This is a genomic window from Paenibacillus campi (assembly GCF_034659835.1).
GTDB lineage: Bacteria > Bacillota > Bacilli > Paenibacillales > Paenibacillaceae > Saccharibacillus > Saccharibacillus campi.
On sequence record NZ_JAXSQZ010000008.1, the window covers coordinates 183,726 to 207,421 of the forward strand.

The 23,696-nt window shown below is 49.0% G+C and carries 19 protein-coding genes and 1 riboswitch; of the genes, 10 read left to right on the top strand and 9 right to left on the bottom strand.

The features are described 5' to 3' along the window. Positions 1-55: 55 nt before the first annotated feature. The 3 genes from U1I11_RS17910 to U1I11_RS17920 all read left to right on the top strand — a co-directional run bounded on the left by U1I11_RS17910 (position 56) and on the right by U1I11_RS17920 (position 4,138). Positions 56-1,264, top strand: coding sequence for a nucleotidyltransferase domain-containing protein (locus tag U1I11_RS17910; RefSeq protein WP_322907496.1), 1,209 nt, complete (start codon positions 56-58; stop codon positions 1,262-1,264). Continuing rightward, a complete protein-coding gene (locus U1I11_RS17915; RefSeq protein WP_322907497.1) occupies positions 1,261-3,054 on the top strand; it encodes an ABC transporter ATP-binding protein in 1,794 nt (597 codons plus the stop codon). Before U1I11_RS17910 ends, U1I11_RS17915 begins: the two co-directional genes overlap by 4 nt. A 514-nt stretch (positions 3,055-3,568) precedes the next feature. Beyond that, complete coding sequence (locus tag U1I11_RS17920) at positions 3,569-4,138, top strand: RBBP9/YdeN family alpha/beta hydrolase (RefSeq protein WP_322907498.1); 570 nt, start codon at positions 3,569-3,571, stop codon at positions 4,136-4,138. Between the two features lie 325 nt (positions 4,139-4,463). Here the strand turns inward: U1I11_RS17920 and U1I11_RS17925 are convergent, their stop codons facing one another. Both U1I11_RS17925 and U1I11_RS17930 read right to left on the bottom strand, forming a co-directional pair. Further along, positions 4,464-5,408, bottom strand: coding sequence for an aldo/keto reductase (locus U1I11_RS17925; RefSeq protein ID WP_322907539.1), 945 nt, complete (start codon positions 5,406-5,408; stop codon positions 4,464-4,466). Positions 5,409-5,594: 186 nt separating this feature from the next. Continuing rightward, positions 5,595-6,599: a Gfo/Idh/MocA family protein gene (locus U1I11_RS17930; RefSeq protein WP_322907499.1), complete on the bottom strand. Its 1,005-nt coding sequence runs from the start codon at positions 6,597-6,599 to the stop codon at positions 5,595-5,597. A gap of 126 nt (positions 6,600-6,725) precedes the next feature. Between U1I11_RS17930 and U1I11_RS17935 the strand changes: the two genes are divergently transcribed. Beyond that, on the top strand, positions 6,726-7,559 hold the full coding sequence (locus U1I11_RS17935) for an AraC family transcriptional regulator (protein ID WP_322907500.1): 834 nt from the start codon (positions 6,726-6,728) through the stop codon (positions 7,557-7,559). A 308-nt stretch (positions 7,560-7,867) separates the two neighbouring features. Here the strand turns inward: U1I11_RS17935 and cysC are convergent, their stop codons facing one another. From cysC to U1I11_RS17965, 6 genes are all read right to left on the bottom strand, one after another. Next, positions 7,868-8,497 carry an adenylyl-sulfate kinase gene (gene cysC / locus U1I11_RS17940; RefSeq protein WP_322907501.1) on the bottom strand — a complete coding sequence of 210 codons (630 nt, stop codon included), beginning with the start codon at positions 8,495-8,497 and terminating at the stop codon, positions 7,868-7,870. A gap of 298 nt (positions 8,498-8,795) precedes the next feature. After that, the gene (locus U1I11_RS17945; protein WP_322907502.1) at positions 8,796-9,530 is read right to left on the bottom strand and encodes a polysaccharide deacetylase family protein; all 735 of its coding nucleotides are present in this window, start codon (positions 9,528-9,530) and stop codon (positions 8,796-8,798) included. 365 nt (positions 9,531-9,895) lie between these two features. Continuing rightward, positions 9,896-10,783, bottom strand: coding sequence for a hypothetical protein (locus tag U1I11_RS17950; protein ID WP_322907503.1), 888 nt, complete (start codon positions 10,781-10,783; stop codon positions 9,896-9,898). 40 nt (positions 10,784-10,823) lie between these two features. Continuing rightward, positions 10,824-10,917, bottom strand: a riboswitch (cyclic di-GMP riboswitch). A 258-nt stretch (positions 10,918-11,175) separates the two neighbouring features. Then, positions 11,176-11,961, bottom strand: a complete 786-nt coding sequence (locus tag U1I11_RS17955) for a peptidylprolyl isomerase (RefSeq protein WP_322907504.1) — start codon at positions 11,959-11,961, stop codon at positions 11,176-11,178. A gap of 184 nt (positions 11,962-12,145) precedes the next feature. After that, a complete protein-coding gene (locus U1I11_RS17960) occupies positions 12,146-13,069 on the bottom strand; it encodes an AEC family transporter (RefSeq protein ID WP_322907505.1) in 924 nt (307 codons plus the stop codon). Positions 13,070-13,402: 333 nt separating this feature from the next. Beyond that, entirely contained in the window at positions 13,403-13,768 is a 366-nt protein-coding gene (locus U1I11_RS17965) for a GIY-YIG nuclease family protein (protein WP_322907506.1), read from the bottom strand. 290 nt (positions 13,769-14,058) lie between these two features. Here U1I11_RS17965 and U1I11_RS17970 point away from each other — a divergent pair, with 290 nt between their 5' ends. The 4 genes from U1I11_RS17970 (at position 14,059) to U1I11_RS17985 (ending at position 19,859) form a co-directional block, all read left to right on the top strand. Continuing rightward, a complete protein-coding gene (locus U1I11_RS17970; protein WP_322907507.1) occupies positions 14,059-14,769 on the top strand; it encodes a M50 family metallopeptidase in 711 nt (236 codons plus the stop codon). Then, a complete protein-coding gene (locus tag U1I11_RS17975; protein ID WP_322907508.1) occupies positions 14,766-16,133 on the top strand; it encodes an N-acyl-D-glucosamine 2-epimerase in 1,368 nt (455 codons plus the stop codon). Before U1I11_RS17970 ends, U1I11_RS17975 begins: the two co-directional genes overlap by 4 nt. Before the next feature lie 399 nt (positions 16,134-16,532). After that, positions 16,533-17,702, top strand: a complete 1,170-nt coding sequence (locus U1I11_RS17980; RefSeq protein WP_322907509.1) for a pectin acetylesterase-family hydrolase — start codon at positions 16,533-16,535, stop codon at positions 17,700-17,702. Positions 17,703-17,795: 93 nt separating this feature from the next. Further along, positions 17,796-19,859 (top strand): class I SAM-dependent methyltransferase, encoded by a 2,064-nt coding sequence (locus tag U1I11_RS17985; protein WP_322907510.1) that lies wholly within the window; start codon positions 17,796-17,798, stop codon positions 19,857-19,859. Positions 19,860-20,412: 553 nt separating this feature from the next. Here U1I11_RS17985 and U1I11_RS17990 read toward each other — a convergent pair. Then, entirely contained in the window at positions 20,413-21,090 is a 678-nt protein-coding gene (locus U1I11_RS17990; RefSeq protein ID WP_322907511.1) for a hypothetical protein, read from the bottom strand. A gap of 207 nt (positions 21,091-21,297) precedes the next feature. Between U1I11_RS17990 and U1I11_RS17995 the strand changes: the two genes are divergently transcribed. Beyond that, positions 21,298-22,536 (top strand): MFS transporter, encoded by a 1,239-nt coding sequence (locus U1I11_RS17995; RefSeq protein WP_322907512.1) that lies wholly within the window; start codon positions 21,298-21,300, stop codon positions 22,534-22,536. Between the two features lie 92 nt (positions 22,537-22,628). Continuing rightward, on the top strand, positions 22,629-23,309 hold the full coding sequence (rnhA, locus tag U1I11_RS18000) for a ribonuclease H (RefSeq protein WP_322907513.1): 681 nt from the start codon (positions 22,629-22,631) through the stop codon (positions 23,307-23,309). Positions 23,310-23,696: the final 387 nt, after the last annotated feature.

Below are 23,696 nucleotides of genomic sequence, written 5' to 3' on the forward strand. Positions count from 1 at the left end.
GCGTACATTGGCTTGTATGTGTGCATGGATCAAATTTGCGATAAAGGAGTACGCCATGAACATGCAAAACAGCATTGGACGGCATGACCATCCCGCTGAGTTGGCGCTGCTGTTGGAACTGATCCGGTCGGAGTCAGCGTTAGCGGTATCGTCAACAGCGTCAGCGGCTTCCTACGCGACAGCAGCGCCGGATTGGAAAGAGTTTGTTGCGCTTGCTCATCATCATCGCGTCTATCCGACAATCCAAGCGCGGTGCGCACAACATCCGCAATTGCCGGAGCAAGTGAAGCAGTGGTTAACGCAAACGTACAATCGCAACGCTCTCACGATGTTGCAACTGAGCGGACATATGCAGCGGCTAAGCGGACTGTTGGACAAGCAGGGCATTTGTGCACTGCAATTAAAAGGTCCAGTGCTAGCGCAGCTGTTATATGGCGATCTGTCGCGCCGTACGTCCAAAGACTTGGATGTGCTCGTGCCGATGGAACAGGCGGGGCAAGCTGAACAGCTGCTGTTAGAGCTTGGTTATGTTAAAACACAAGCGGTGCCGCGCACGACAGACAATTGGCGCTGGCGGTACAATCATGAATCGTATACCGATGAGCGTACCGGTATTGAAATTGAACTGCACTGGCGGCTGAACGGTGATGTCGGTAAAGAGCAAAGTTTTGCGGAATTGTGGAGTCGGCGGCAGACGCTGACGTTTGGCGGTACAGATGTACATAGGCTGGGCAACGAGGATTTGTTAATCTATTTGGCTGTACATGGTGCGCGTCATGCCTGGTTTCGTTTGCGCTGGCTTGTCGATATCGATCGTCTGCTGAATTTGAAGCTGGACGAAGCGCTGCTGCAACAGCTCGCACGGCAATATCAGTGCCAGCATATCGTCGGTCAGGCGCTCGTGCTGGCTGCCGAACTGCTCCACACGCCGCTTGTGGAGAAACTGCGCCACTGGACAGAACAGACACGCGCACAACAGCTAGCAGTACAGGTGCTACCATTTATTCAGCATCGGGTCAATCTATGTCCCGAACCGGAAACAGAGACATTGGCACAGCATTATCGCTCGTATCAATATGCGCTTAAAACAACGGGACAAAAAGCGTTGTTTTGGGTGCGCAAGCTCGCTCCCGATGATTGGGATATGCAGACGTTAGCGTTACCGAAACGGTTATATTGGCTCTATTATCCGCTGCATCCGTTTCTGCTGTTATATCGCCGTCAACAGCGACGCACCGCTTTACAGCGGGAGGTGGAGCAATGAATATCGTGCGCAATTATGTGAATGAACTGCGTCATTATGCAGGCAAACGACTGTACGGCTATGTGCTGCTCATGCTGCTCATTAGCGTGCTCGATATGGTCACATTGTATATGCTCATTCCGCTGCTCAGTCTGATCGGTGTGTTTGGTGGCGGTACAGGCTCATTGCCGTTTGCCGAGCTGTTTGCGCCGCTGCAATCGTTACCGCTTGTCGCCGCGCTGGCGATCGTGCTCGGGCTGTACAGTATATTGACGATTGTGCAAGGATTTATGCAGCGTCAACAAGCGGTGATGGGGGCGGAAATTCAGCAAGGGTTTATTAAATCGTTGCGACTGCGTGTATATCGGGCGATTATGCGCTCTAACTGGACATTTTTCTTACGTAAACGTAAATCCGATCTAAGTCATATGCTCACGACCGAGCTGGCACGTGTTAGTCAAGGTACGAATCTGGTGCTGATGCTTGCCACCTCGATGTTGTTTACGGTGCTGCAAATCGGCTTTGCGATGGTCATCTCGGTCAAAATGACGCTGCTCGTCCTGATCGGCGGCGGCTTGTTAGCGTTATATTCGCGCCGCTTTGTGCGCAAATCAAAAGCGTACGGCGATCGGATGACCGGGCTATCACAAGATTATTTTTCCGGCATTCAAGAAAATTTGAACGGGATCAAAGATATTAAAAGCAATATGTTAGAAGCATCGCATTTCGACTGGTTTCGCCAGATGGCGAATCGGCTGGAATACAATCTAATTCAACAAGTACGGCTTAATTCGACGACACAACTTATTTATAAATTAATCTCAGTTGTGTTTATAATCGGCTTTATCGTACTGTCGGCACAGGTGTTTCAGCTTCAGCCGGAGCGTTCGGTGCTAATTATTTTAATTTTTGCCCGGTTGTGGCCACGTTTTAGTGGAATTCAGTCGTATTTGGAATACATTAGCGCACTTATTCCCGCCTTTCATGCGCTGTCCAAGCTGCAACAGGAATGTGAGCAGTCCGAGGAAAGCTATCGTCCGGTGGCGCATGGCGAAGCGCCGCAACAAACATTGCGGGAAGGCATTCGCTGCACTGATGTGACATTTCACTATAATGAACAGCATGAAGCAGCACTACAACAGATCAATCTGTTTATTCCGGCAGGACAAATGACCGCGATCGCCGGGCGCTCCGGTGCCGGCAAAAGTACGCTGATCGATCTGCTGATGGGCTTAATGGAGCCACAACAAGGTACGGTGGAAGTGGACGGCACTCGTCTGACCGGTGAGCGCTTGCTGTCATGGCGCAATGCGATCGGTTATGTAGCACAGGAGCCATTTTTGTTCCATTCCAGCATTCGCGACAATTTGTTGCTCGTTACACCGGAGGCAAGCGAGGATGATCTATGGGAGGCGCTGGAATTTGCCGCTTGTGCTGAATTTGTGCGCCGTTTGCCGGACGGGTTGGATACGATTATCGGTGATCGCGGGGTACGGTTATCCGGTGGTGAACGTCAACGTATCGTGCTGGCACGCGCCATTTTGCGCAAACCGCAGGTGCTCATTCTCGATGAAGCGACCAGCTCGCTCGATACCGAAAATGAAGCGAAAGTGCAGGCAGCACTGGATAAGCTTAAAGGTCGGATTACGTTGATCGTCATCGCTCATCGATTATCCACCATTCGCAATGCCGATCAGGTCGTCGTGGTCGATGGCGGACGGATTGTGCAAACCGGTGAATTTGGTCAATTGTCGCGCGAGACAAAAGGGACATTCCACCAGTTGCTTGGTTATCAAAATGCGGCGCAATAGCGAGCGGGAGCCATTCAAGTTGCTTCAAGTTATAGGTGCGACAGTTGGAGTTGGAAGTAAAGTAAAGTAAAGTAAAGTAAGCTGCGTCGTCGTTGCAATTAGGTTCGGTCAACTCGGCATCATTTTATGCATGCATACGAGTTTTCAGGTTTATCGAACTCAAGTATACCAACCTACTAGTGCGTGTCTTCAAACGACTTTACAGATCGTTCGATCCGGGTAAATTGCGTCAGACTAAGCTGTACAGGGTCTTATTTCTAACCTTTGTGAACGATAAATAATACGTAGGACAGTTTGAAGACACCACCTAATTCGACCAAGTTAAATTTCAACCTGTATTGTGTGCTTAACTCTTTTTAAATAAAAGCTTGAATCGGTTTTAAAATTCAAATTAATCTCGGTCAATATATTACAGCCAGGCACTTATTGTGTCTGGCTGTTTATAATGTGACACGCTATACTATTCGTGCAAATCATTTCATATATAGCTCGTATACGCGTAGGAGGTATCGTTATGGGGACAAGCAAAGTGTATATTGTACATGGCTATATGGCGACACCGCAACATCACTGGTTTGCTTGGCTTAAGGAACAGTTGGCACAGCACCATATTACCGCTGACATACTGGCGTTGCCTAATTCGTCAGCACCGGATATGGAGCAATGGTTAACCTATGTACAGCAGCATGTGACCGAGCCGAATCACGATACTTTTTTGGTCGGGCATAGTTTGGGTTGTGTGACGATTTTGAATTATTTACAACGTATCGGTTATGCTGGTGATGTTGGTGGGGCGGTACTAGTGTCCGGGTTTGATCAATCGATACCGAATTTACCAGCGCTGGATCGATTTGTGCAGGAGCCGCTTCATTACGAGCAATTGACGGAGCGAATTAGGCAACGTGCCGTTATCGCTGCTGAAGATGATAACATCGTTCCATTCGAGTATAGTGTAAATTTGGCGGAGCGTTTGCAGGCTCAATTGTATCGTGTGCAACAGGGCGGACATTTTCTCGATGTGGACGGTTATGTGCAATTCCCGCTCGTATATGATCTGTTGTGGCGCATGATCCAGCAACCATAAATGAACCTTTCGTACAAACAAGCAACTAACAGCAAATAGCCAGTCCGTTGTACACGCTATGGTGAGCGTGCAGCGGTACTGGCTATTTGTATAATGCTGGATCGATTGCTTACTGGACGATATGACGAGTAGTCAGGCGAGTCAGTTGTCTTCTTTTGCCAGTGAGTTTAGATCGTCTTGATTTGTTTATTATAAGTTTCAAAAAGCTTCAAATGAGATACGTATACGCACGTATACCTGCATCATACGCTGAACTTCTCTAGGCTATACGACAGTAGACTCCGCATGTAGCACGGTCAAAGTACTAGCTACTAGTGGCGTTACGTTAGCTTAGCTGGCTCGCCTCGCTCAGATCAAGCCAATTCAACTCATCGCGTGTAAGTGTAATCTGTGCTCCTTGTTCACACGATAGTAGTTCTGCACGATTTTGTGCGCCGATCAATGCGCAGGTTGGGAATGGCTGGTTGAGCACATAAGCGAGTGCGATCTGGATCGTGGTCGTATTTTTGGTGGCGGCGAGCTGTTCTGCGCGGCGCAGTCGTTCCCAGTTATCATCGCTGTAAAATACGCGTACAAGGTCTTCATTATCGCGCACTTCCGGCGTAAACCGTCCGGTGAAAAAGCCGCGTGCTTGCGACGACCATGACAGCAATGGCAATTGTGTCTGCTCATGCCATTCCAGCGTCTGCTTGTCTGCCGATACACAGCCTGTCCAGAACGGTTCATTCGCTTTGGCTAGGCTAAGGTTCGGGCTGCTAAATGTAAAGCCGGTTAGCCCATTGGCAGCGGCATAATCGTTTGCTGCTTGCAGGCGTTGCCATGTCCAGTTGGAAGCGCCAATTGCGCCGATCCGACCTGCTTCGATATGCTCGTTAAGCGCTTCCAGAATAACAGCGACCGATACGGATTCATCGTCCCGATGTAGCGCATACAACTCCACAAAGTTCGTTTGCAAACGTTCCAGACTAGTGAGCAGATCGCTACGGATCGCCTCTGGATTGACGCGTGCGCCGTTATGATCATGGTGTGCACCTTTTGTCAAAATGACGAGCGCATCGCGATTGCCATGCTCCTGCATATAACGACCGATCACTTCTTCACTCTGTCCACCGCAATAAATATGCGCTGTATCGATCGTATTGCCGCCAATTTCCAAAAATGCGTTCAGATTCGTCACCGCTTTTTCATATGCATCATGGGTGAAATAATCCGTACCTTTGATCAACGTGGAGACCGGTTTGCCTGCACCTGGAATTTCGATATGTTTCATCATCATCAGCATCCTTTCGAAATAGGCGGTGGGAAAGTCGGTTAGCGAAAACAAGCCGCCTTTAAATATCGTGTTGAAAATTTACGCTGGAACATACAGATAACGGCTGAGCGAATAATTGAATCCTTGCTTGAATCCATACTTGAACGAGTGCGATAACATCCTCGGTATGACGATCCGAGCTTGTTAGAGCGTAATCCGCTGGCGCGCTTCCGCCGATTTCAAGCATGCGTCCAGTACACGCATATTGCGTACCGCATCTTCGGCATCATATAGCGGCTGCTCGCCATGCAATACCGTCCGCGCGAAATCATCCGCCTGTGCTGCATATTGATTTAGCGAAGTCACCTGTACTTCGCGGCGCTGCTCACCTACGGTGACGAAAAAGTTAGCACGCTCATCTTCCGGGCTAACATAAGCGGATGGCACTTCAATCGATCCTTCGGTACCGAGCACTTCGAGCGTATTGCGGAATGCTGCCCACATGCCGCTGTCAAACGTAACACCGATGCCATCGTCAAATTCGAGCAGACCGCTTGCCATCATATCCACATTGTCATGCTGCGGCGAAAACATCGCGATTACAGTTGCGGCGGACGGTTCTTTGCCAAGTAGCATCCGTGCTGCACTGATCGAATAACAGCCGATATCGTACAGCGAGCCGCCGCCCCATTGTTTGCGGAAACGTACATTGCCGTCTGAGCTGCTGCTGTTAAATGTAAATGTGCTATGCATACCACGAACTTCACCGATCTCACCGCTGGCGATTAAAGCGCGAATTTGGGTGTAGCGTGGATGATGGCGATACATAAACGCTTCGGCTAGATGTACGCCCGCTTTGGCGGCTGCGGCTGCCATTTCAGCTGCTTGCTCGGCATTCAATGCTAGCGGCTTTTCGCATAAAATATGTTTGCCTGCTTCAGCAGCGCGCAATGTCCATTCGTAATGCAGATGGTTAGGAAGCGGAATGTAGACCGCATCGATGCTGTCGTCAGCTAGCAATTGTTCATAGCTGCCATATGTTTTCGGAATGCCGAGCTCGGTGGCGGTCGCTTCCGCTTTGTCCAGTGTACGGCTTGCCAGTGCGGTCACTTCGTTCAGGCTAGATTGCTGGATACCCGGAATGACCGAGCGAACGGCGATGCTGGCGCTGCCGAGAATGCCCCAGCGTAATTTGCGTAGTTGTGTCATCGAAAAATGCCTCCTGTTCTTGGCGCTATATTGTTCTATGTTGTGATTATAATGAATGCACAAGCGCTTGAAAATGATAAAATATTGAATAGAATTAGTACAATATTGTCATTAAGGAGATTTCATATGCACAGACAGAGCGTACTGCTTACATTGCAGGATCAGCCGTATTTTTGCTTGACAGAATCGGTAGGACATTACAGTCAGCAGCCAGAGCATAGCGTATTACGCGAGGAGGGCGCACTGGGCAATTTTAATATTCATTATGTAGCGGCAGGCAAAGGCTATGTCGAGATCGATGGTACGGTACATGAGCTGCGCAGCGGGCAGGCGATGCTTTATTTTCCGTTGCAGCGTCAGCGTTATTACAGCAGTGAGGACGATCCGTGGGATGTGCGCTGGGTGCATTTTTACGGGGAACGATTGCATGATTATATGATTGAGCGCGGCTTTCATCGTCATACATTATGGACGCTACGGCAGCGAAGCGGCTGGGAGCAGGCGCATTTAGAATTGCTGGCAGAAGCGGAGCATAATCGGATGCTGCATCAGGCGCGTTTGTCGACGCTAACGTATGCGGTATTAGCAGAATTTGTACATCAAGCGGTACCGCTCAAAAATACGCGTGCTGGCAAAGCGGAAAGCCGTATTTTGAACTTGCTGCCACAAATGCAGCAGGAGGCATGTGAGCCATTTTTGTTACGGGAATGGGCAGAACGTGCCGGGGTGAGCGAATATTATTTTTGTAAGCTGTTCAAAACGTTAATGGAAATGACGCCGCTTGAATTTATTACACGCTCACGTCTGCAAATGGCGAAGCAGTGGCTGCTCGAACGCCCGGATCGCAATATCGGTCAGATCGCTGAAGATGCGGGTTATGCGAGTGTGAGCTATTTTAATCGGCAATTTATGGCACGGGAAAATATGACGCCGACCGAGTATCGTAAGCTGTATTGGTAAGCGAGGAATTGTTGAAATGTGCATGCTTGTAGGGCGATACGCAAACTTGGATGGATACTTCATCACCTCAATTTGCGTATCGCCTTTGTATATAGATTATGATGTTACAATTCCAAACTTGAATCCGCTTTAAAACTCAATTTGCTTCCAGTCAAAGGACTCCAGTAAACGATAAGAAGGTGGACTGACATAGCGACGAGTCATTTGCGCCATAGTTTGGCTGCGGCTGGCTACGCCTGTCAGAGCGGGTGAATTTGTATCACTGTACTCGTGTATGATCCATATCATTATCCATATCGATAATCGATTCAAGAGGATGTCAAGCTGTCTGTAGGCAATGCTTCCACACTAAGCTCTAGCGTCTCCGTGATAAGCAATACAGCTTCCGCTACCGACAACAGCTCCGTCCGAATGACCAGCTCTGGCATGTCCGGTGCTTCATACGGGTCATCGATGCCGGTCAAACCTGGCAGCAGCCCGGCGCGTGCCTTAGCATACAACCCTTTTGGATCGCGTTGCTCACATACATGTAGCGGGCAATCGATATAAATTTCGTCAAAATCGGTGTCAGCAAACATTTGGCGCACCATCGCCCGATCGCTGCGATATGGAGATACAAAGGCAGCGATAACGATCTGTCCAGCATCAACTAGCAAACGTGCGACTTCACCGATGCGGCGCAAATTTTCATGGCGATCGGCTGCCGAGAAACCGAGATCAGCATTCAATCCTTGGCGAATTTGATCGCCATCCAGTACATAACAGAGCTTGCCTTGTTCAAATAATGCCCGTTCCAGCGCAAATGCCAGTGTGCTTTTGCCAGCGCCGGACAGACCGGTTAGCCAAACTAAGCGCCCGCGCTGTCCGTGCCGTCGTTCACGTTCCTGACGGGTAACGATCGTAGTCTGACTTTGAATATGCGGCTGCTTGTGAATCATAGGATTCGCTTCCTTTCATGCTGAGATGGTGCGATTGAAGCGACAGGTTTTGGTTGTTGATGATGCGTTACCTGTCTATACAATTATCATACCAGCGAACACGCTGGACTGCGAATGTGGAGGCTGATCACAACTGATGTGATCATAGGTGAGTTAATAGGTGAGTTACATTCGGTAAAAAAGTTATTTTCGTCATTAAACTGAAAGCTATGCTGCCCGGAATTCGCGATTCAGCATGCCAAAAAGCCAGAACCTGATGCGATGCTTCAGGCTCTGGCTTTGTTTGAATCGATTGCGATTAACGCTCGTCATGCCAGAAGTTGAGCGGCTTCAGGTCTTTGTTCAGCACTTTAAACGTATAGCCTTCCGCTTTGAGCTGTTTGAGCACGAGCGGTAACACTTTAAGTGTAGCAGGTTGGTCATGCATAAGCACAACCGGCGTTTGTCCGCGATGTTCAACCGAATGAATCTGGCGCATAATGTTGTTGTACACTTTTTGGTGATCTTTTTTGTATTTCCAGTCAAGCGAGTCTACATTCCAGTCCCACAGATGAAAACCGCCTACTGGCAGCAGTACATCACGGAAACTTTGGGTCAAATAAGGTTTGCTGCCATATGGAGGGCGTACGAGGCTTGTACGTTTGCCGGTTACTTTGTACAGGCTGTTGTTCGCGCCAACCATTTCGTTATACGCGCTGTATGGCGAATGGTAAAATTTGCTGGCGACATGGGTGACACCGTGCAATCCGAGTCCGTTACCGTCCGCTACGATTTGCTTAGTTGCGGCAGGGAAACGTTCCATGTGTGGACCGAGCATGAAGAAGGTGGCGTGTGCATGATATTTGTTCAAAATATCGAGCAATTCCATCGTGTGTGCCGTCGGGCCATCATCAAACGTAAGATAGACCGTTTTACTTGCAGTGGACGACTGTACAGACTTGTTACCGGATGCTTTGGCATCGGCGGTCATCGCTTGCGGAATGAAAAGTGCCATGATGATTGTGACAATTAGCCACCGTTTGATATGTAGCATGAAATGATACGCTCCTTACATAATAAATTTCGTTTATTCCCGTATTACATCATACCAGCAATTCGGTCTGCCAATCAGTCGTCAAACGATACTATTGCATAACATTTTTGTTACATTCATCCCTATAAAAGTGGCAATTATTTAAATTGTAGCGATTGAAATTCACATATATAGGCAAATAGTCAGGCAGCAATGAACAAACATGGGGCAATCCGCTCGAAAAGTGTGTAGGCGCATAGATGGAAATGACTGCTTGTTGCTCATCGCAAACGACAGCCATTTCCAACCTAAACGATAATAATACGGATCGACGGCTTATCAACAGCGATAAGGATCGTGCTTACCTATCGCTGTAAAGCGGTGACTTAACGATCATGTAATGCCGACCATCCGGCATAATCATGAATCGCCAGCCCTGCGAAAGAAGAATAGGCGGCAGCCATCCCGGTTACGAGCTGAAGCTGTGTATTCATATACGCAGCCCCTTCTTCATAAAACGTAATGCCGTTTCCTTCCGCAGAAGGGTTTGTTTCTACAGCCACATATACCGGAATACCAGCGGTGACCGCTTCGGACAGCTCTGTCGAAGCAACGTCCACAATCGCGTCGGCACGGTCGCGATAAGCCATAATCGTAATCCCATCGTATTGCTGCATCATCCAGCTGCTGAGTGTCGTCTGCTTGTCCGTTGTTGGCAATGTATGCAGCCAGAATGGAATGTCGGCAGAAGCGGGAATGCCAAGCTGGCGTGCCGTTTGTACGACATTGAGCACGCTTTGTTGCCAGCCGCGAATGACCTTCTTCTGATTCGTTCTCCACTCCCGCAGCAGATAAGGCTCGATATCGATATGGATACCGCTAAAACGTTCGGCAGCAGCGGCGCTACGTTGGTACGAGGCAATCCAGTCAAGCGAGGCTTGCAGCTGTGAGCGCCGGGAATCCAGCGCCCAGGAAGGATCGCCGTCGAGTGCCTGCACAGCAATGCCCTGTGCAGAGGCAGCGGCGATAAAACGGTAATACACGTCAGCATCCAGATCACGGTTGATTTGCAGGTAAATCAGGTTGATCTGCTCGGATGCTGCAAATTGCAATATATCGGTTGCAGAACTGGCAATTAGCCTTGTATTCCACAGCCATGTAGCTTTCTGAGGCGATTGCGCATGAGCGGCTTTCATCGGGAAACCTCCCAACAGGATCAGTACAGCAAGCATAGTGATCCAGATGGTATTCGTATTGTTGCGGTTGTCACTCATGATGCATCGAACTCCTTCGATTCATACCTATCAGGCATTCCTCGGCAACCGGCTGTCCTGGCGAAATCCTGCCTTTCCGCTGTAGACCCTTGGCTTTGCGTCTTCATCTTTCGATGAATTTGCCCTGATTGAATATGAGTTGCTTGTAATTATGCACGTCGAACAAAAGTTGATCGGTAACGCGCAGACCGATCCAATGACCGGATAAAATGTATATCGGTTGATTCACTAAGTATCTAAATAGTTTCGCCCATATTTGTGCTTATCCATCACACCTAAACATAAACAGAGCAGCATCGGTAGGTGAACCGTGCTGCTCTGTTTATGTGCTTGCCGTGGATGAGTACGGTATAGGCATTTCGATCAGAGTGCGTCTATACTATGACCATCGTTTAGTTGCTGCTCGTTTTGCTTTTTTCAGGGTCAGGATAGTTAACGCCTTTTGTATCGACGGTTACTTTTTTCATAACCGGTGGAGTGTTTGGTTTATCCATATTGTCACGTGGCAGATTGACGATTTTGTCGACTTCATCCATACCGCTGATCACTTTGCCAAATGCGGCATATTGCCCATCCAGTTGTGGTGCGTCGCCAACCATAATGAAAAATTGCGAGCCGCCACTGTTTGGATCGTTAGCGCGTGCCATCGAAATGATGCCACGTGTATGTTTGAGATCATTTTGCACATTGTTCGCTTTGAATTCACCTGGAATAGTATAGCCGGGACCGCCTGTGCCATTGCCGTTTGGATCGCCGCCTTGAATCATAAAGCCAGGGATTACGCGGTGGAATGTCAAACCGTCATAAAAGCCTTTTTTGACGAGTGAAATAAAGTTGTTGACCGTATTCGGTGCTGCTTTTGGAAACAGCTCGATTTCGATCTTTTTACCATCTGCCATTTCGATCGTTACGATTGGATCGTTGGCTTGGTGGAAGCTTGCCGAGTTGTCGCTTGCCGAGGCTGTATTGCTGTCGGTGCTCGTACTGCCGCTTTGTTCGCTGCTGGAAGCGCTACCGTCCGAACCGGTAGTGCCGGATTCGGTCTGGCTGCTGGAAGATGTGCTGCTGCTTTGTCCGGCTCCATTACCACCGCTCGTGTTGCCGCAGCCAGCCAGTACGAGCATAAGCGCGCTGAACATAAGCAACAATACTATCCATTGTCGTCGTTGACGTAACATGTATACACTCACTCCTTTGAGATAAATAAATCGCCATCACTGACAGTGCAAACTGCTGGCGAGCAGGGAAACAGCGTATCGATAGCAATGCACATAGTAACATCGATAAACCGGCACAGTCCGTGCAAACCAATATTAGTATAAAGTGCCTGCTACCCGGAAAACAAGTTTTGCCAACGTCCTGTCATACTACATAATGCGATAAAGTGATAACCGCCGTAATGGTAAATACGTTAACCAACGTCGATAATAGCACCGTTTGTGCGGCAAAATCCGGCTCATTGCGGTATTCTTCCGCTAAAATGGACGTGTTCACACCGGTCGGCATCGCTGAGGCGATCCATAGCGCCTGCGCGGGAATACCGCTTAGTCCCAACATATAAATAAGCAGCAGCCCGATCAATGGGCCGCCGAACAGACGCAATGCCATACTAAGATAAATGTCGGTGCGATACAGACGGAGCGGATATTTAACGATCTGTGCGCCAAGCGTAATGAGCGCGATCGCGACCATCGATTGCTGAGCATACGTCAACGGCTGCGACAGCATCGTCGGCAGCGGTACCGCCATAATATGCAGCAGCAAGCCGAGTACAAGCGCATACGGAACCGGCATTTTCAAAAAGCCGATGATGACGCTGCGATAATTACCTTGCAAACGCGAGCCTTGAATCGAAATGACGCCATATGTAAACGTAAGCAAACTTTGCAGTGACATAATTAGCGCCTGCATCGAAGCGGCAAGCGGCTCGCCATTAAACACAAGCTGATTGACCGGCAGACCATAGTTGCCGGAATTATCGAGCATAATACTGTTGTTAAAAGCGGCTTTTTTGCCATCACGATAACCCATCATACGCGAGGTGAGCGAGCCGGCGATATACAGTATACCTATATAGATCGTATAAAACAGAATTACATTACCGAGCAGCTGCGGATTCATATTGGAATGATACATGCTCATAAATACGGTCGCCGGGGTAATGCAGTAAAAATTGATTTTGGACAGCGTATACAAGTCAAGCCGGAAAATACGCTCCAGCACCGAGCCTGCAACGATCAGCACGATAATCGGCAATACGACACCGAATAAAATATTGAGAAACAAAGGCTCCACTTCTTTCTGTCATTATGTTGTGTATCGTTTATGTTCGTGGACAAGCACAGCGAAAAGCAAACAGTTCCAACCGATGCCGCAATCTGATTAACAGTATACCATACGGATGCAAACAGCCCTGTACCGGAGTAATACGGTACAGGGCTGTGCGATAGAGAAACTGTGCGATAGAGAAACTGTGCGATAGAGAAACTGTGCGATAGAGAAACTGTGCGATAGAGAAACTGTGCGATAGAGAAACTGTGCGATAGAGAAACTGTGCGATAGAGAAACATAATATGAAACGGTAAGCGGACAGCGCAATCCACAAACAGTGCTGCGACGTTACAGCGATGTGTTTTTCTCCAACGGATGATACAGCTCCCAGCCTTCGGCGCGCAGACGCTCTGTCCATTGCTGCTGCTTATCCGCCAGCAAATCTTTGTGGCTGTCAAACGCATTTTCGGGCGGTTTGACGATTTCCAGCACATCGATCACAAATTGCTCTTGACCGAGCCGCGACCAGTCAGCTTGCAATTCACGATGGACAAACGAACCTAGCTCGAGCGAAAATGTACGTCCATTAAGCGACCGTAAATTGGGCAAACTATCGACCCACACTTTATGTTCCGCCACATTGCGAACGGCATAGACGCCCGCTTCGATCGGTGTTTCTTTATATTGTTGTTGCAGCTCTTTCCGGCGATTCATTGTTCATCAGCTCCCAGGTAGATAATCAAGTGATTCTATATTCATTTTATAGATCAAAATATACTTTGTCTATAAAATTATAAACAAAAATAATTATATCTATTATTTAACTAGACACAATAAAAAAGTAGTTGATGTATAGTAGTCGATTAGGCGTATATTGTCATAAAACAGCGCCTTTAAATTGTGTTCGTCCTGTACGCACGGTAAAATGGGAAAAAGGCTTGCGGTTGCGCGATTTATGTTCATCCCGTGGCAATCGCAACCAAAACGGGTAAGGATGTGAAGCTTTGAACAATTGGCTGAAATTGATTTTGCTGCTGATCGGTTCGGCAGTGCTGACGAGATTGATTCCGTTCTCGTCGCTCTTTCGCAATTTAGATACGATGATCCACGAATTCAGCCATGCGATAGTCACATTGCTCACTTCCGGTCGTGTCAGCCGCATTGAACTCAATGCTGACCATAGCGGAGTGACGTATTCGATGATTACTTCGGCATGGAGCGGTTTACCGATCGGGCTTGCTGGTTATATGGGTTCATCGCTGTTTGTCGTGTGGATGTTTTATCTGTATCACAAACGGCAGCAACGTGTTGGCATTATCGTTACCGCCACGATCGCACTTATGATGCTGATTTTGTACGTGCATCAAGGATTTGGTGTAATCTGGTTGATCGGATTTATTCTCGTCAGCATTTTGATGCTGATGGCACCGGAATGGTTGCGTAACGGTTATTTTATCGTAATTATGTTTTTGACGTTGGAGGAATCGGTCGTATCGGCGCTGACGATTTTGCTGCTATCGGTCACATCGCCTCGGTCAGCCGGTGATGCGGCTGGACTTGCACAACAGTTCTTTTTGCCGCCTGTTGTATGGGGGGCATGGTTTGCCGTATTTTCACTCTGGTGTGCGGGCAAGGCAGCGCGCTTATTTTTGCGGGAGCGTAAGCCTGCATTGCGCACCGGTGCATCTTATAAACGTGGAGGATATTCGCGATGAAGCCGAATGGACAGGCAGGACGCCCGTGGGCGCTGCGCGGAGCAAGCATTCAGATCGATCCGCTGTTTCCGTATTATGCCGATCGCTCACCCGACAGTATCGCTGATGAGCTGGTGCTAGCAGGCTATCGGACAGTGCATTATTTTGTCGTGAATGAGCAAAAGGTCGATTTGCGGCTCGTCGAAGCGCTGCAACGCCGGGAAATTGCGGTATGGGCGCTCGTACTGGGCAACGGTACATTTAGCGCCGAGCATGCGCCGCCGCTTTGGAAGCAGTGGCGGATGGAAATGCTGCGCCCGATCAATGACGGGTTTGAACGATTTTCGCATTTTTCCGCTGCGTATATAGAATGGAAAAAAGAAGTGCTGTCCTATGTGCTGACGAATGTGCCTTTTGATGGCGTTGAGGTGGCAGAGCCTTATTTTCCCGAATGGAACGGGTTGGAGCGCGGTGTGTACGGTGATATCGGGCCGCTTGCCGCAACCGCATTTCGGGAGCGCTATGGCGAACATATGCCGGAATTTCGCGATTCTTCGTCACCGCGTTATTACACACGCGTGCCGGAACTTTATGAGGCATGGATCGATCTGCGTGTCGATGCGGTCAATGGGCTAGTTGATGAGCTGATTAACGGTGCTAGAGGAGCGCGTGACGTTAGACCGGACATTTATGTTGCCACCTGGTCGCTGGCGGTGCGCGATGAGCATGCTGCCCACAAGTTGCGCGAATGGCAAGGGCTGGATGCATTATCGATGATCGATCGGGTCAAACCTGATCTACATGTGCTGCAAACCCATTGGCCAGATTGGATGAAACGGGGATTGTCCGCCGATTATATTCGTGATTATGAACCGCTGGCAGCGGCGATCCGGGAACGACATCCGAATTTGCCGCTTGGTATTCAGGCGGATATCGGCTCACGGGCGAGCATGATCAAAGGGCGGCGCTGGATGGACGATTTTGAACATCATGCGTATGCGCTTGGTTATCGTACGTGGATGGCGTATGAATATCATATCGGCGGCTATATGTATGCGGAGCCACCGCTGCCATCGTCCGGTTTGCGGCTCGATGATGCGGAAGTGATGATTACGTATAACAAGCGCATTGACCCGGAATCGGTCGGTGAAGTATGGCTCTATTTATCGTCCGGTATGAGTCGTCCGCAAGAGCTAAAAGTGATCGGATCGGCGGTAGACGGTAACCGGTTGTTTTTGCGCTTTGCCCGTGCATTGCCGCAAACACCGTTTCAGCTGGAAGTGCGCGATGTGCGCGATACGCCGGAGCTATGGCTGCTGAAAGGTCGCAAAGCGAACCGTACACCGCGCCGAACGAGAGTATCGATCATTCGCCCTGCACCGTGAACAGCAAGCCGTATCGAATGTATAATATTCCATCTGCATAGAGGTGATGCTGCTAGTAAGCTGACCAGCTTACATTCAGTGTCTGATTCACTCCATCTTCTGAAAGATACACTGGAATCGTAGCAGGACAATATCGCTGCTCTGCAATAGCAAACTGCCTATTTAACGCGGTCAGCCTACTAGTAGCTTGTCTCAAATACATTTACAGTATGTCGATCTAACAACCGCTTGATTATCGATAGGTTAAGGTACGTTCAAACACGGTTTTTACTTGAGACAGCCTACTAACTACGTATGGATGGCGCTCAATGATTGGATTGGAGCGCCAGTAGGAGCGGTCATCAGCATACACGCTCCAATCGTATCTGCAAATCGCATCCCAGAAAAGAGGAATCAACTATGATCGTATCCAGCATTGAATGGATTATGCTGGCGTTGATCGCCATCGCTGTTATTGTGTTTATCGTCAAGCGTCCATCACGGGTCGATCGTTTTGACCAATCACCACTGTATAAATGGAGTCGAATCGGTCTGAGCGGACGGGCGATGTCCGGCGATGGCTCAGATTATTATTTGCTTACACGCAGAGGGCGCAGCAACAATCTAGTCGTTTATTTTTCCGGTGGTGGCATTAGCTGGAATCGCCATACGGCGACAAAGCCGTTTGGACTGCGTACGTTGTTGCAAAATCGGGAGCTTGGTTATTATTTTGCCAATATTCCGTTTTATAAACCGGATTTGCTAGGTGGCATGCTGGACAATCAGCGGCGCGACAATCCGTTTCGTGACTGGAATATCGTATATGTTCCGTATGCGACAGGGGATTTCCATATCGGCAACAGCAAGGTGAAATACAAAGATCGCGGCAAGCTGACCTTTACGGCACATTATAGTGGACGCGACAATACGCTGCGCGGGCTGGAATGGATGTTTGAGCATTTGCCGCAGCCGGACAAGCTGTTTATCGCCGGAGCGAGTGCAGGCGGCTTTGGCTCTGCTTTTTGGGCGCCTTATATCGCTGAACATTATCCGACGGCACAAGTGTATCATTATGCAGATGGGGCATATTTATCTTCGCATCGTTGGCAGCCTATTATCGACGAAGTGTGGCAAGCGGACTTTGAGCGCAACTTTGGCTATAAGATTGAACCTGATCTGATCGGCGCTGCTTTTCGTGCCAATGCACGCCGTCTGCCGCCTAACGCCGTACTGCTGCAATCCAACACCGTGTATGACAAAGTATTGCCTTCCTATGAAGCTGTGCTGAATGAACGCACAAAAGGGCTAGTTAGCGATGATCTGGAAATTACGAACGACTGGTCGCTCGGCATGTTAAATTCGGCACGCCAATTAGGGCAGCAACTGAACAATTACTATTTTTTCATTACCGATTACGGTGTGGGCGTACGGAAAAAAAGACGTGGCACGCCGCATACACTATCGTCATACAAAGTGTTTTATTCCGCACAGGAAAGCGGTGTGAAGCTAAGTCGCTGGCTGGATGATATCGTGAACCGAGACAAACGGTATTCGGTCGGCAAGGAGTTTGTAGAGTTTCCTGAGCGCTGATCGGCGCGACGGAAACGGCGTACACTTTGTCACCACGTTAAGCGTAAGCGATCGACTTGCGATCAATCGATAAACGAAAGAGAGGCAATCATCATGCTGGACACGCTTGCTGCAATTGCAAATTATCGTCAACGTGAAGTCGACACGGCTGTGACCGAGCACTGGCTCGCGTATCTCGTCTCGGCGGAAGAACGGGTCGTCAATCTGGAACGGGTCAGTACGCTGCGCGAGCTGACCGAAGCGAATCCGGTGCTAGACTATGTGGAACGTACATTGCGTATGCTCGATCAGTTGCGTGTATCGTACTGGCTGCGCGATATTGTGGAGGAAACGCTGTGCTGGGCAGAAACTGCCAAAGGCGGTACAGCACGGCAGCGTGTACAATGGCAGGAGGAAGGCATCAATCTGTTTGTGCACAATGAAGGCTCGGCAGCGCTATATGAGCGTGCTACAGGGCAATTGGGCGAGCGTGAACGTCTGATCGCGCTGCTCATTCGTACACATGGGCTGCTGGGGCAATATTTGCGCGGTGAGGTGCCGTTTGGCGATAATTTGCCGCTGGCGGATATCGTTGCTGAAGGCACATTGTCGCCGGAAGAACTGAAAAGCACGCTGCTTGTGCTCAATCGCTGCATTATCGAAGCGGTATCACCACAGCTATGGCAGCAGGTGCAAGATGAACTGTCACTGCTTGTGCATCATATTGCGTATGGTGAGCAGCCGCAAGGATTGGATGTGCAGAGCCGCTTATTGCGCTTGCGCACAGGCAGTGAAGCGCGCGGGGAAAATACGCTGGAACGGCTACAGGAGCTGCCGCCGCAAGCACAGATAGAGCATGTATTTCAGCGTCTGGAACAGCATACATTTTGGTATGTGGAAGCAGCGCTACAAGATTTCTCGCTGGAGGAATTTTGCAAAATATTTGCGTTAATTGCCCGACTCGTACCGCCTGAAGTGAAGCATATTAGCTTTGAACGTTTGATGAACAGTCTATATTACGACTACAAAGGCGTCAAAAAAATCAATCTGTACAAAAAGCGCATGATTGAAAAATATGTATCCGACTGGCACTGGGAAACATTGCATAGCGGAGCAGCGTCTGCGGACAGCCCGCATTTACGGTATGAGTTGGTCGGCGAACCGCATATTGCGGATACGGTATTTTTCAATTTCCATTTTTCTGCGGCTGCTGAGAAACTGATCGAATTTTGCGTCGAAGCGGAAAAGTCGCCGTTGTACGAAAAAGCGGTACTGATGCTGTACGATCTGTTCGATCTACGCCGGGATGCGTATGATCGTTTTCATAATGAGGAAAACTATCTCGCCACGATGAATCAAGCAGTCGATTATAAACGATTGTTGCTGCGCTATGTGACCGGGCAGACCGTACTTGATATCGGGCCTGGCGGCGGCGTCATGCTCGATCTGTTGGAACAGGAAATGCCGGATCGGCGCGCGATCGGGATCGATATTTCTGAAAATGTCATCGAAGCGCTGGCACGTCGTCGTCGCTTGGAAGGACATCGCTGGGAAGTGATGAAAGGCGATGCGCTCGCGCTAAAGGAAACGATCCAGCAAGGCAGTGTGGATACGATTTTGTTTTCGTCCATTTTGCATGAGCTCTATTCGTATATTCCGCTGAATGGTCGCAAATTCAATCTCGATACGGTCGCGGCAGCATTAATTAGCGCCTGTGATGTGCTATCATCCGGCGGACGAATCATTATCCGCGATGGCATTATGAGCGAGCCGACTGTGCAGCAACGACGGCTGACCTTTTTGGAGCCGGATGGGATGGCAGCATTAAAACGTTATGCACGCGATTTTCAAGGACGTGCGATTCATTATGAAGTGCTGGATGAAACGACTGTGCAGCTTCCGATCAATGATGCGATGGAGTTTTTGTACACGTACACATGGGGCGAAGAAGCGTATGTGCATGAGGTGCAGGAGCAATTTGGTTATTTGACGCCGAGCGGTTATCGTGAATTTATTGAACATACGCTTGGTGAGCAGGTGCGGATTGTGCATTTGGAAGCATTTTTGCAGCAGGGGTATACGGAAGCGTTGGAACAGCGGGTGCGCATTACGGATGAGTGGGATATGGTGGTGCCGTTGCCGGATAGTACCTGTATTATTGTGCTGGAAAAGGTGTGACAGGGAAGTGGAAGCTTAAGTTGAAGCGCTTGAAGCATGCGTAAACTTTGCTTTTACCGTATACAACGATTTATCGATCTTCTTTAATTAACAGTGTCCATTCTTCATCATAATGGACGAAAACGGCTACTTTATCATAGACTAAAGCGACTACTTTGACCGCTTGCACTACTTACATTGTTGTTTGTGACACGATTAAACCGCTAATCGCAGCGTCTCCAACATTGAAATGAAGCACCATCAAGCTACTATGAACAAATAAACAGCTAGCTCCTGTCTCATATCCGAGCACAGAATCTAGCTGTTTATTTATGCAGATGAGCACTTATGCTAGTAAGCTGACCGAGCTAAAGCGGAGTTTAATGTCGTATGAGCCTGAAAAAATTCATCGTATAATACAGGTATATGTTCATACGATAGAGTCGATCAAATAACCCGTGTAAGCTGGTCAAGCTACTAGAGCTGTAAAGTGCCTCGTTAACAGCTAGCTATAGTAACCGCTCTTTAAATAGGATCGCAATAGGTTTAGCGACAATTGTTACCGTATAGATGCCTACTGTTGTTCCTTATCATCCTGCTCATCATGTGGCAATCGGTTATCACGCGGCAGCTCATTATGAATAATGCGCTTTTGCACTTCATCTTCCCCTGCGTCTGGAAACGAATCTTCACGGAACAGACCGAATGTTTCGTCATGATCGCGTTCGGTGACAAGGTTTTCTTGTTCATGATCGTCCACTATCTCGTCATCACCGACCGAACCATTGCGCAGGTCGATACCGTGTGCATCTTGAGCGTAGGCAGAAGGAACAGAGGGGTCTGCCGGTGTTTCGCCGCCGTTAAATTCATCGGCATCCGGTACGTCCGGCAATGGTGCATCTTCATCGACCAGCTCATCATCGTCCATGCCGGCTTCATCGTCCATCTCAATCGTACCGGTAAAAGAACGTTCTCCCCCAAGTGGTTGCTCGTTGCTGGCTCGCTCTGTTACCGCTGTGCGCTCAAGCGTCGCTTCATCCGACTCTGCATGTAGACGATTGACTGCTGCCGGTTCGCTTACTACCGAGCGCACACCATCTTCATCGCGTACGGTTGGTTGGATCGTATCCAGCTCATTATCGGGAATGCTGCGCAATTCTTCCTCATCATGCCCGGTGACCGAACCGATCGTACGGTAACGGTTATATTCCTGTGCAGCTGCATCTTTATTATGATCAAAGTTCGTACTCATGCCGCTCATCTCCTCAATTGTCATTAATTTATAAGTAGAACGCGTAATCCGACGATGCCTAGGTTCGTATATACGTTTTCCTGCGACAGTGCCTACTCGTCTTTACCCGCAAATGAGCTTTATGATATCGTGCCGCCATTGTCTAAATTTGGAGATTGGATTTAACAGGAGTAAAATGGACGATAACGAAAGGATGTGTTGGCGGGCATGGAATTTTCCTGGAAGCGTAATCTTGTGATTATTTGGATCGGCGTGTTTTTTTGCAGTATGGCGTATTCGATTTCGATTCCGTTTTTGCCGATTTTTTTGGAAACCGAGCTGGGCGTCACAAGCCATTTGGCAGTATGGTCTGGGGTGGCGTTTGGCATTACTTTTTTGGCGAGCGCACTCATTTCGCCATTTTGGGGCTCACTGGCAGATAAATACGGACGGAAACCGATGCTGATTCGTTCTGGGTTCAGTTTGGCGGTATTGTATTTTATTAGTTATTTTGTGACTGATCCGTATGTGTTTTTGTGTGTGCGTTTGTTTCAAGGATTGTTGGCGGGTTTTATTCCTGCATCGATTGCACTTGTCGGTACAAATACACCGGAAGACAAAACCGGTTATGCGCTTGGCATTATGGCGACATCCGGTGCGACCGGTACAATTATTGGCCCGTTGATTGGCGGGGTAGTTAGTTATTACATAGGCAATCGGAATGCGTTTCTGTTCTCTGCTCTGATCGTACTGATTGCGGCGCTGATCGCGACGATTTGGGTGAAAGAGCATAATTTTAACCGCTCTGCCAAGCGCTCTAATGTGCGTGACGATATTCGGCAAGCGGCAGCGAATCCGATCTTTGTCTCCTTGCTCGTATTGTCCGGGGTAGCGAATTTCTCGGTGATGATTTTGGAACCGCTGATTACGATTTATGTCAAAGGATTAGGCGTGTCGACGAGCAGCGCATCGCTTAGCGCAGGGATCGTATTTTCGGCGGTCGGGGTCGCGACGCTCATTATGGCACCGCGCTGGGGCAAAATCGGCTCGCGCATCGGCTTTGGCAAAGTGCTGCTAATCGGGTTGATCGGTAGCGGGATCGGTAATATATTGCAATTTTTGCTCGCTAACATATGGGGATTTGGCATGTTGCGTTTCGGGTATGGACTGTTTTTTGCGGCGGTCATGCCGTCGATTAATGCGCTGATCGTACGGGTCACACCAGCCGATTTTCGTGGACGCGCGTTCGGACTGAATCAGTCGGCAACCCAGATTGCTACGATGGCAGGCCCGCTGATCGGCGGTTTGCTTGGCTCGCTGCTAGATATTCGGTATGTGTTTATTATTAACGGTCTACTGCTGCTCGTCTGTGCGGTATTTGTCGCCCGGCGCAGTTGGGAATTGCCGTCTGATCCTGGCGCCAAGCCAGCTGATCCAGTTGCCAATGTGCAAGCCAAACAGTCATAATAGGACAAGTCCGAAGTTGAAAAAGAAAGTAATCGACGCCGACTGCTACTCGTGCACAAACGGCAACATCGTTATGGAGGAATATAATCATTATGGCAAAATCAAAATATTATGTCGTCTGGGAAGGGCATCAACCAGGCGTGTACAGCTCATGGCTGGAATGCCAGCAACAAACGAGCGGCTACAAGGATGCCAAATACAAATCGTATGAATCGCGCGCCGAGGCAGACAAAGCGTATCGTGACGGTTGGAAAAAGCACTGGGGTCAGTCGAATGGTGCTGCCAAAACGAAGCCCGCATCGACAAGCGGCAAAGCGGGCATGTATGGCAAACGTCAGGCAGCCGCAACGAATATATCGATGGATGAGATCGACTATGATAGCATTTCCGTCGATGTGGGCACACGCGGCAACCCTGGTCCAGTTGAATACAAAGGGGTCGATACACGCACCGGGCAAATTATTTTCAGCAAAGGTCCGATCGCCAAAGGCACGAACAATATGGGCGAATTTCTCGCTATCGTGCATGCGCTCGCCTACTTGCACCAACAGGGCAGCAACAAAACCGTCTATAGCGATTCGGAAAATGCGCTCAAATGGGTTAAACAAAAGAAAGCGGCTTCCACACTCGTACGCGACGCCTCGACCGCTGAAATCTGGGAACTGGTCGACCGTGCCGAACAGTGGCTGCGCACGCATACGTATAGCAATAAACTGCTGAAATGGGAAACGCGCAGTTGGGGCGAGATTAAGGCGGATTACGGACGCAAATAAAAGCTTCCGCCGCTCACGATCTATGCGCACCGCCACTCCCGCTCCATGCGCACGCATAGCGAAGCCAAGCATCAACACTCGCTGTGCAAGAACGTCGATTGAAATCAATCTGAAAAATGGGATCATTACGGCGGCAGCGATTAGGTCGCTCTCTGTACGAGCATGCGGATGGAAACAGCCAATTCGTAATGTCCAGCAACTCGCCTGCCACAGTCATCATCCGCAAAAAAGGTCGACTTATCACACATCAATGTGATAGAGCCGACCTTTATTTATGCTATGCGTCTATTTATAAAATAGCGATACATATCGTACCTCTACCAGTAGGCTGACCAGCTTACATTCAATGTCTGATGAACTCCATCTTATGAAAGAAACATTGGAATC

What these genes read in the sequence shown, in the direction of transcription:
- U1I11_RS17930 (WP_322907499.1), bottom strand. Translation starts at nt 6,599, where the DNA reads ATGACACAACTACGCAAATTACGCTGGGGCATTCTCGGCAGCGCCAGC.
- U1I11_RS17980 (WP_322907509.1), top strand. Translation starts at nt 16,533, where the DNA reads ATGATCGTATCCAGCATTGAATGGATTATGCTGGCGTTGATCGCCATC.
- U1I11_RS17915 (WP_322907497.1), top strand. Translation starts at nt 1,261, where the DNA reads ATGAATATCGTGCGCAATTATGTGAATGAACTGCGTCATTATGCAGGC.
- U1I11_RS17910 (WP_322907496.1), top strand. Translation starts at nt 56, where the DNA reads ATGAACATGCAAAACAGCATTGGACGGCATGACCATCCCGCTGAGTTG.
- U1I11_RS17990 (WP_322907511.1), bottom strand. Translation starts at nt 21,090, where the DNA reads ATGAGTACGAACTTTGATCATAATAAAGATGCAGCTGCACAGGAATAT.
- U1I11_RS17985 (WP_322907510.1), top strand. Translation starts at nt 17,796, where the DNA reads ATGCTGGACACGCTTGCTGCAATTGCAAATTATCGTCAACGTGAAGTC.
- U1I11_RS17925 (WP_322907539.1), bottom strand. Translation starts at nt 5,408, where the DNA reads ATGAAACATATCGAAATTCCAGGTGCAGGCAAACCGGTCTCCACGTTG.
- U1I11_RS17920 (WP_322907498.1), top strand. Translation starts at nt 3,569, where the DNA reads ATGGGGACAAGCAAAGTGTATATTGTACATGGCTATATGGCGACACCG.
- cysC (WP_322907501.1), bottom strand. Translation starts at nt 8,497, where the DNA reads ATGATTCACAAGCAGCCGCATATTCAAAGTCAGACTACGATCGTTACC.
- rnhA (WP_322907513.1), top strand. Translation starts at nt 22,629, where the DNA reads ATGGCAAAATCAAAATATTATGTCGTCTGGGAAGGGCATCAACCAGGC.
- U1I11_RS17975 (WP_322907508.1), top strand. Translation starts at nt 14,766, where the DNA reads ATGAAGCCGAATGGACAGGCAGGACGCCCGTGGGCGCTGCGCGGAGCA.
- U1I11_RS17955 (WP_322907504.1), bottom strand. Translation starts at nt 11,961, where the DNA reads ATGTTACGTCAACGACGACAATGGATAGTATTGTTGCTTATGTTCAGC.
- U1I11_RS17995 (WP_322907512.1), top strand. Translation starts at nt 21,298, where the DNA reads ATGGAATTTTCCTGGAAGCGTAATCTTGTGATTATTTGGATCGGCGTG.
- U1I11_RS17945 (WP_322907502.1), bottom strand. Translation starts at nt 9,530, where the DNA reads ATGCTACATATCAAACGGTGGCTAATTGTCACAATCATCATGGCACTT.
- U1I11_RS17935 (WP_322907500.1), top strand. Translation starts at nt 6,726, where the DNA reads ATGCACAGACAGAGCGTACTGCTTACATTGCAGGATCAGCCGTATTTT.
- U1I11_RS17965 (WP_322907506.1), bottom strand. Translation starts at nt 13,768, where the DNA reads ATGAATCGCCGGAAAGAGCTGCAACAACAATATAAAGAAACACCGATC.
- U1I11_RS17950 (WP_322907503.1), bottom strand. Translation starts at nt 10,783, where the DNA reads ATGAGTGACAACCGCAACAATACGAATACCATCTGGATCACTATGCTT.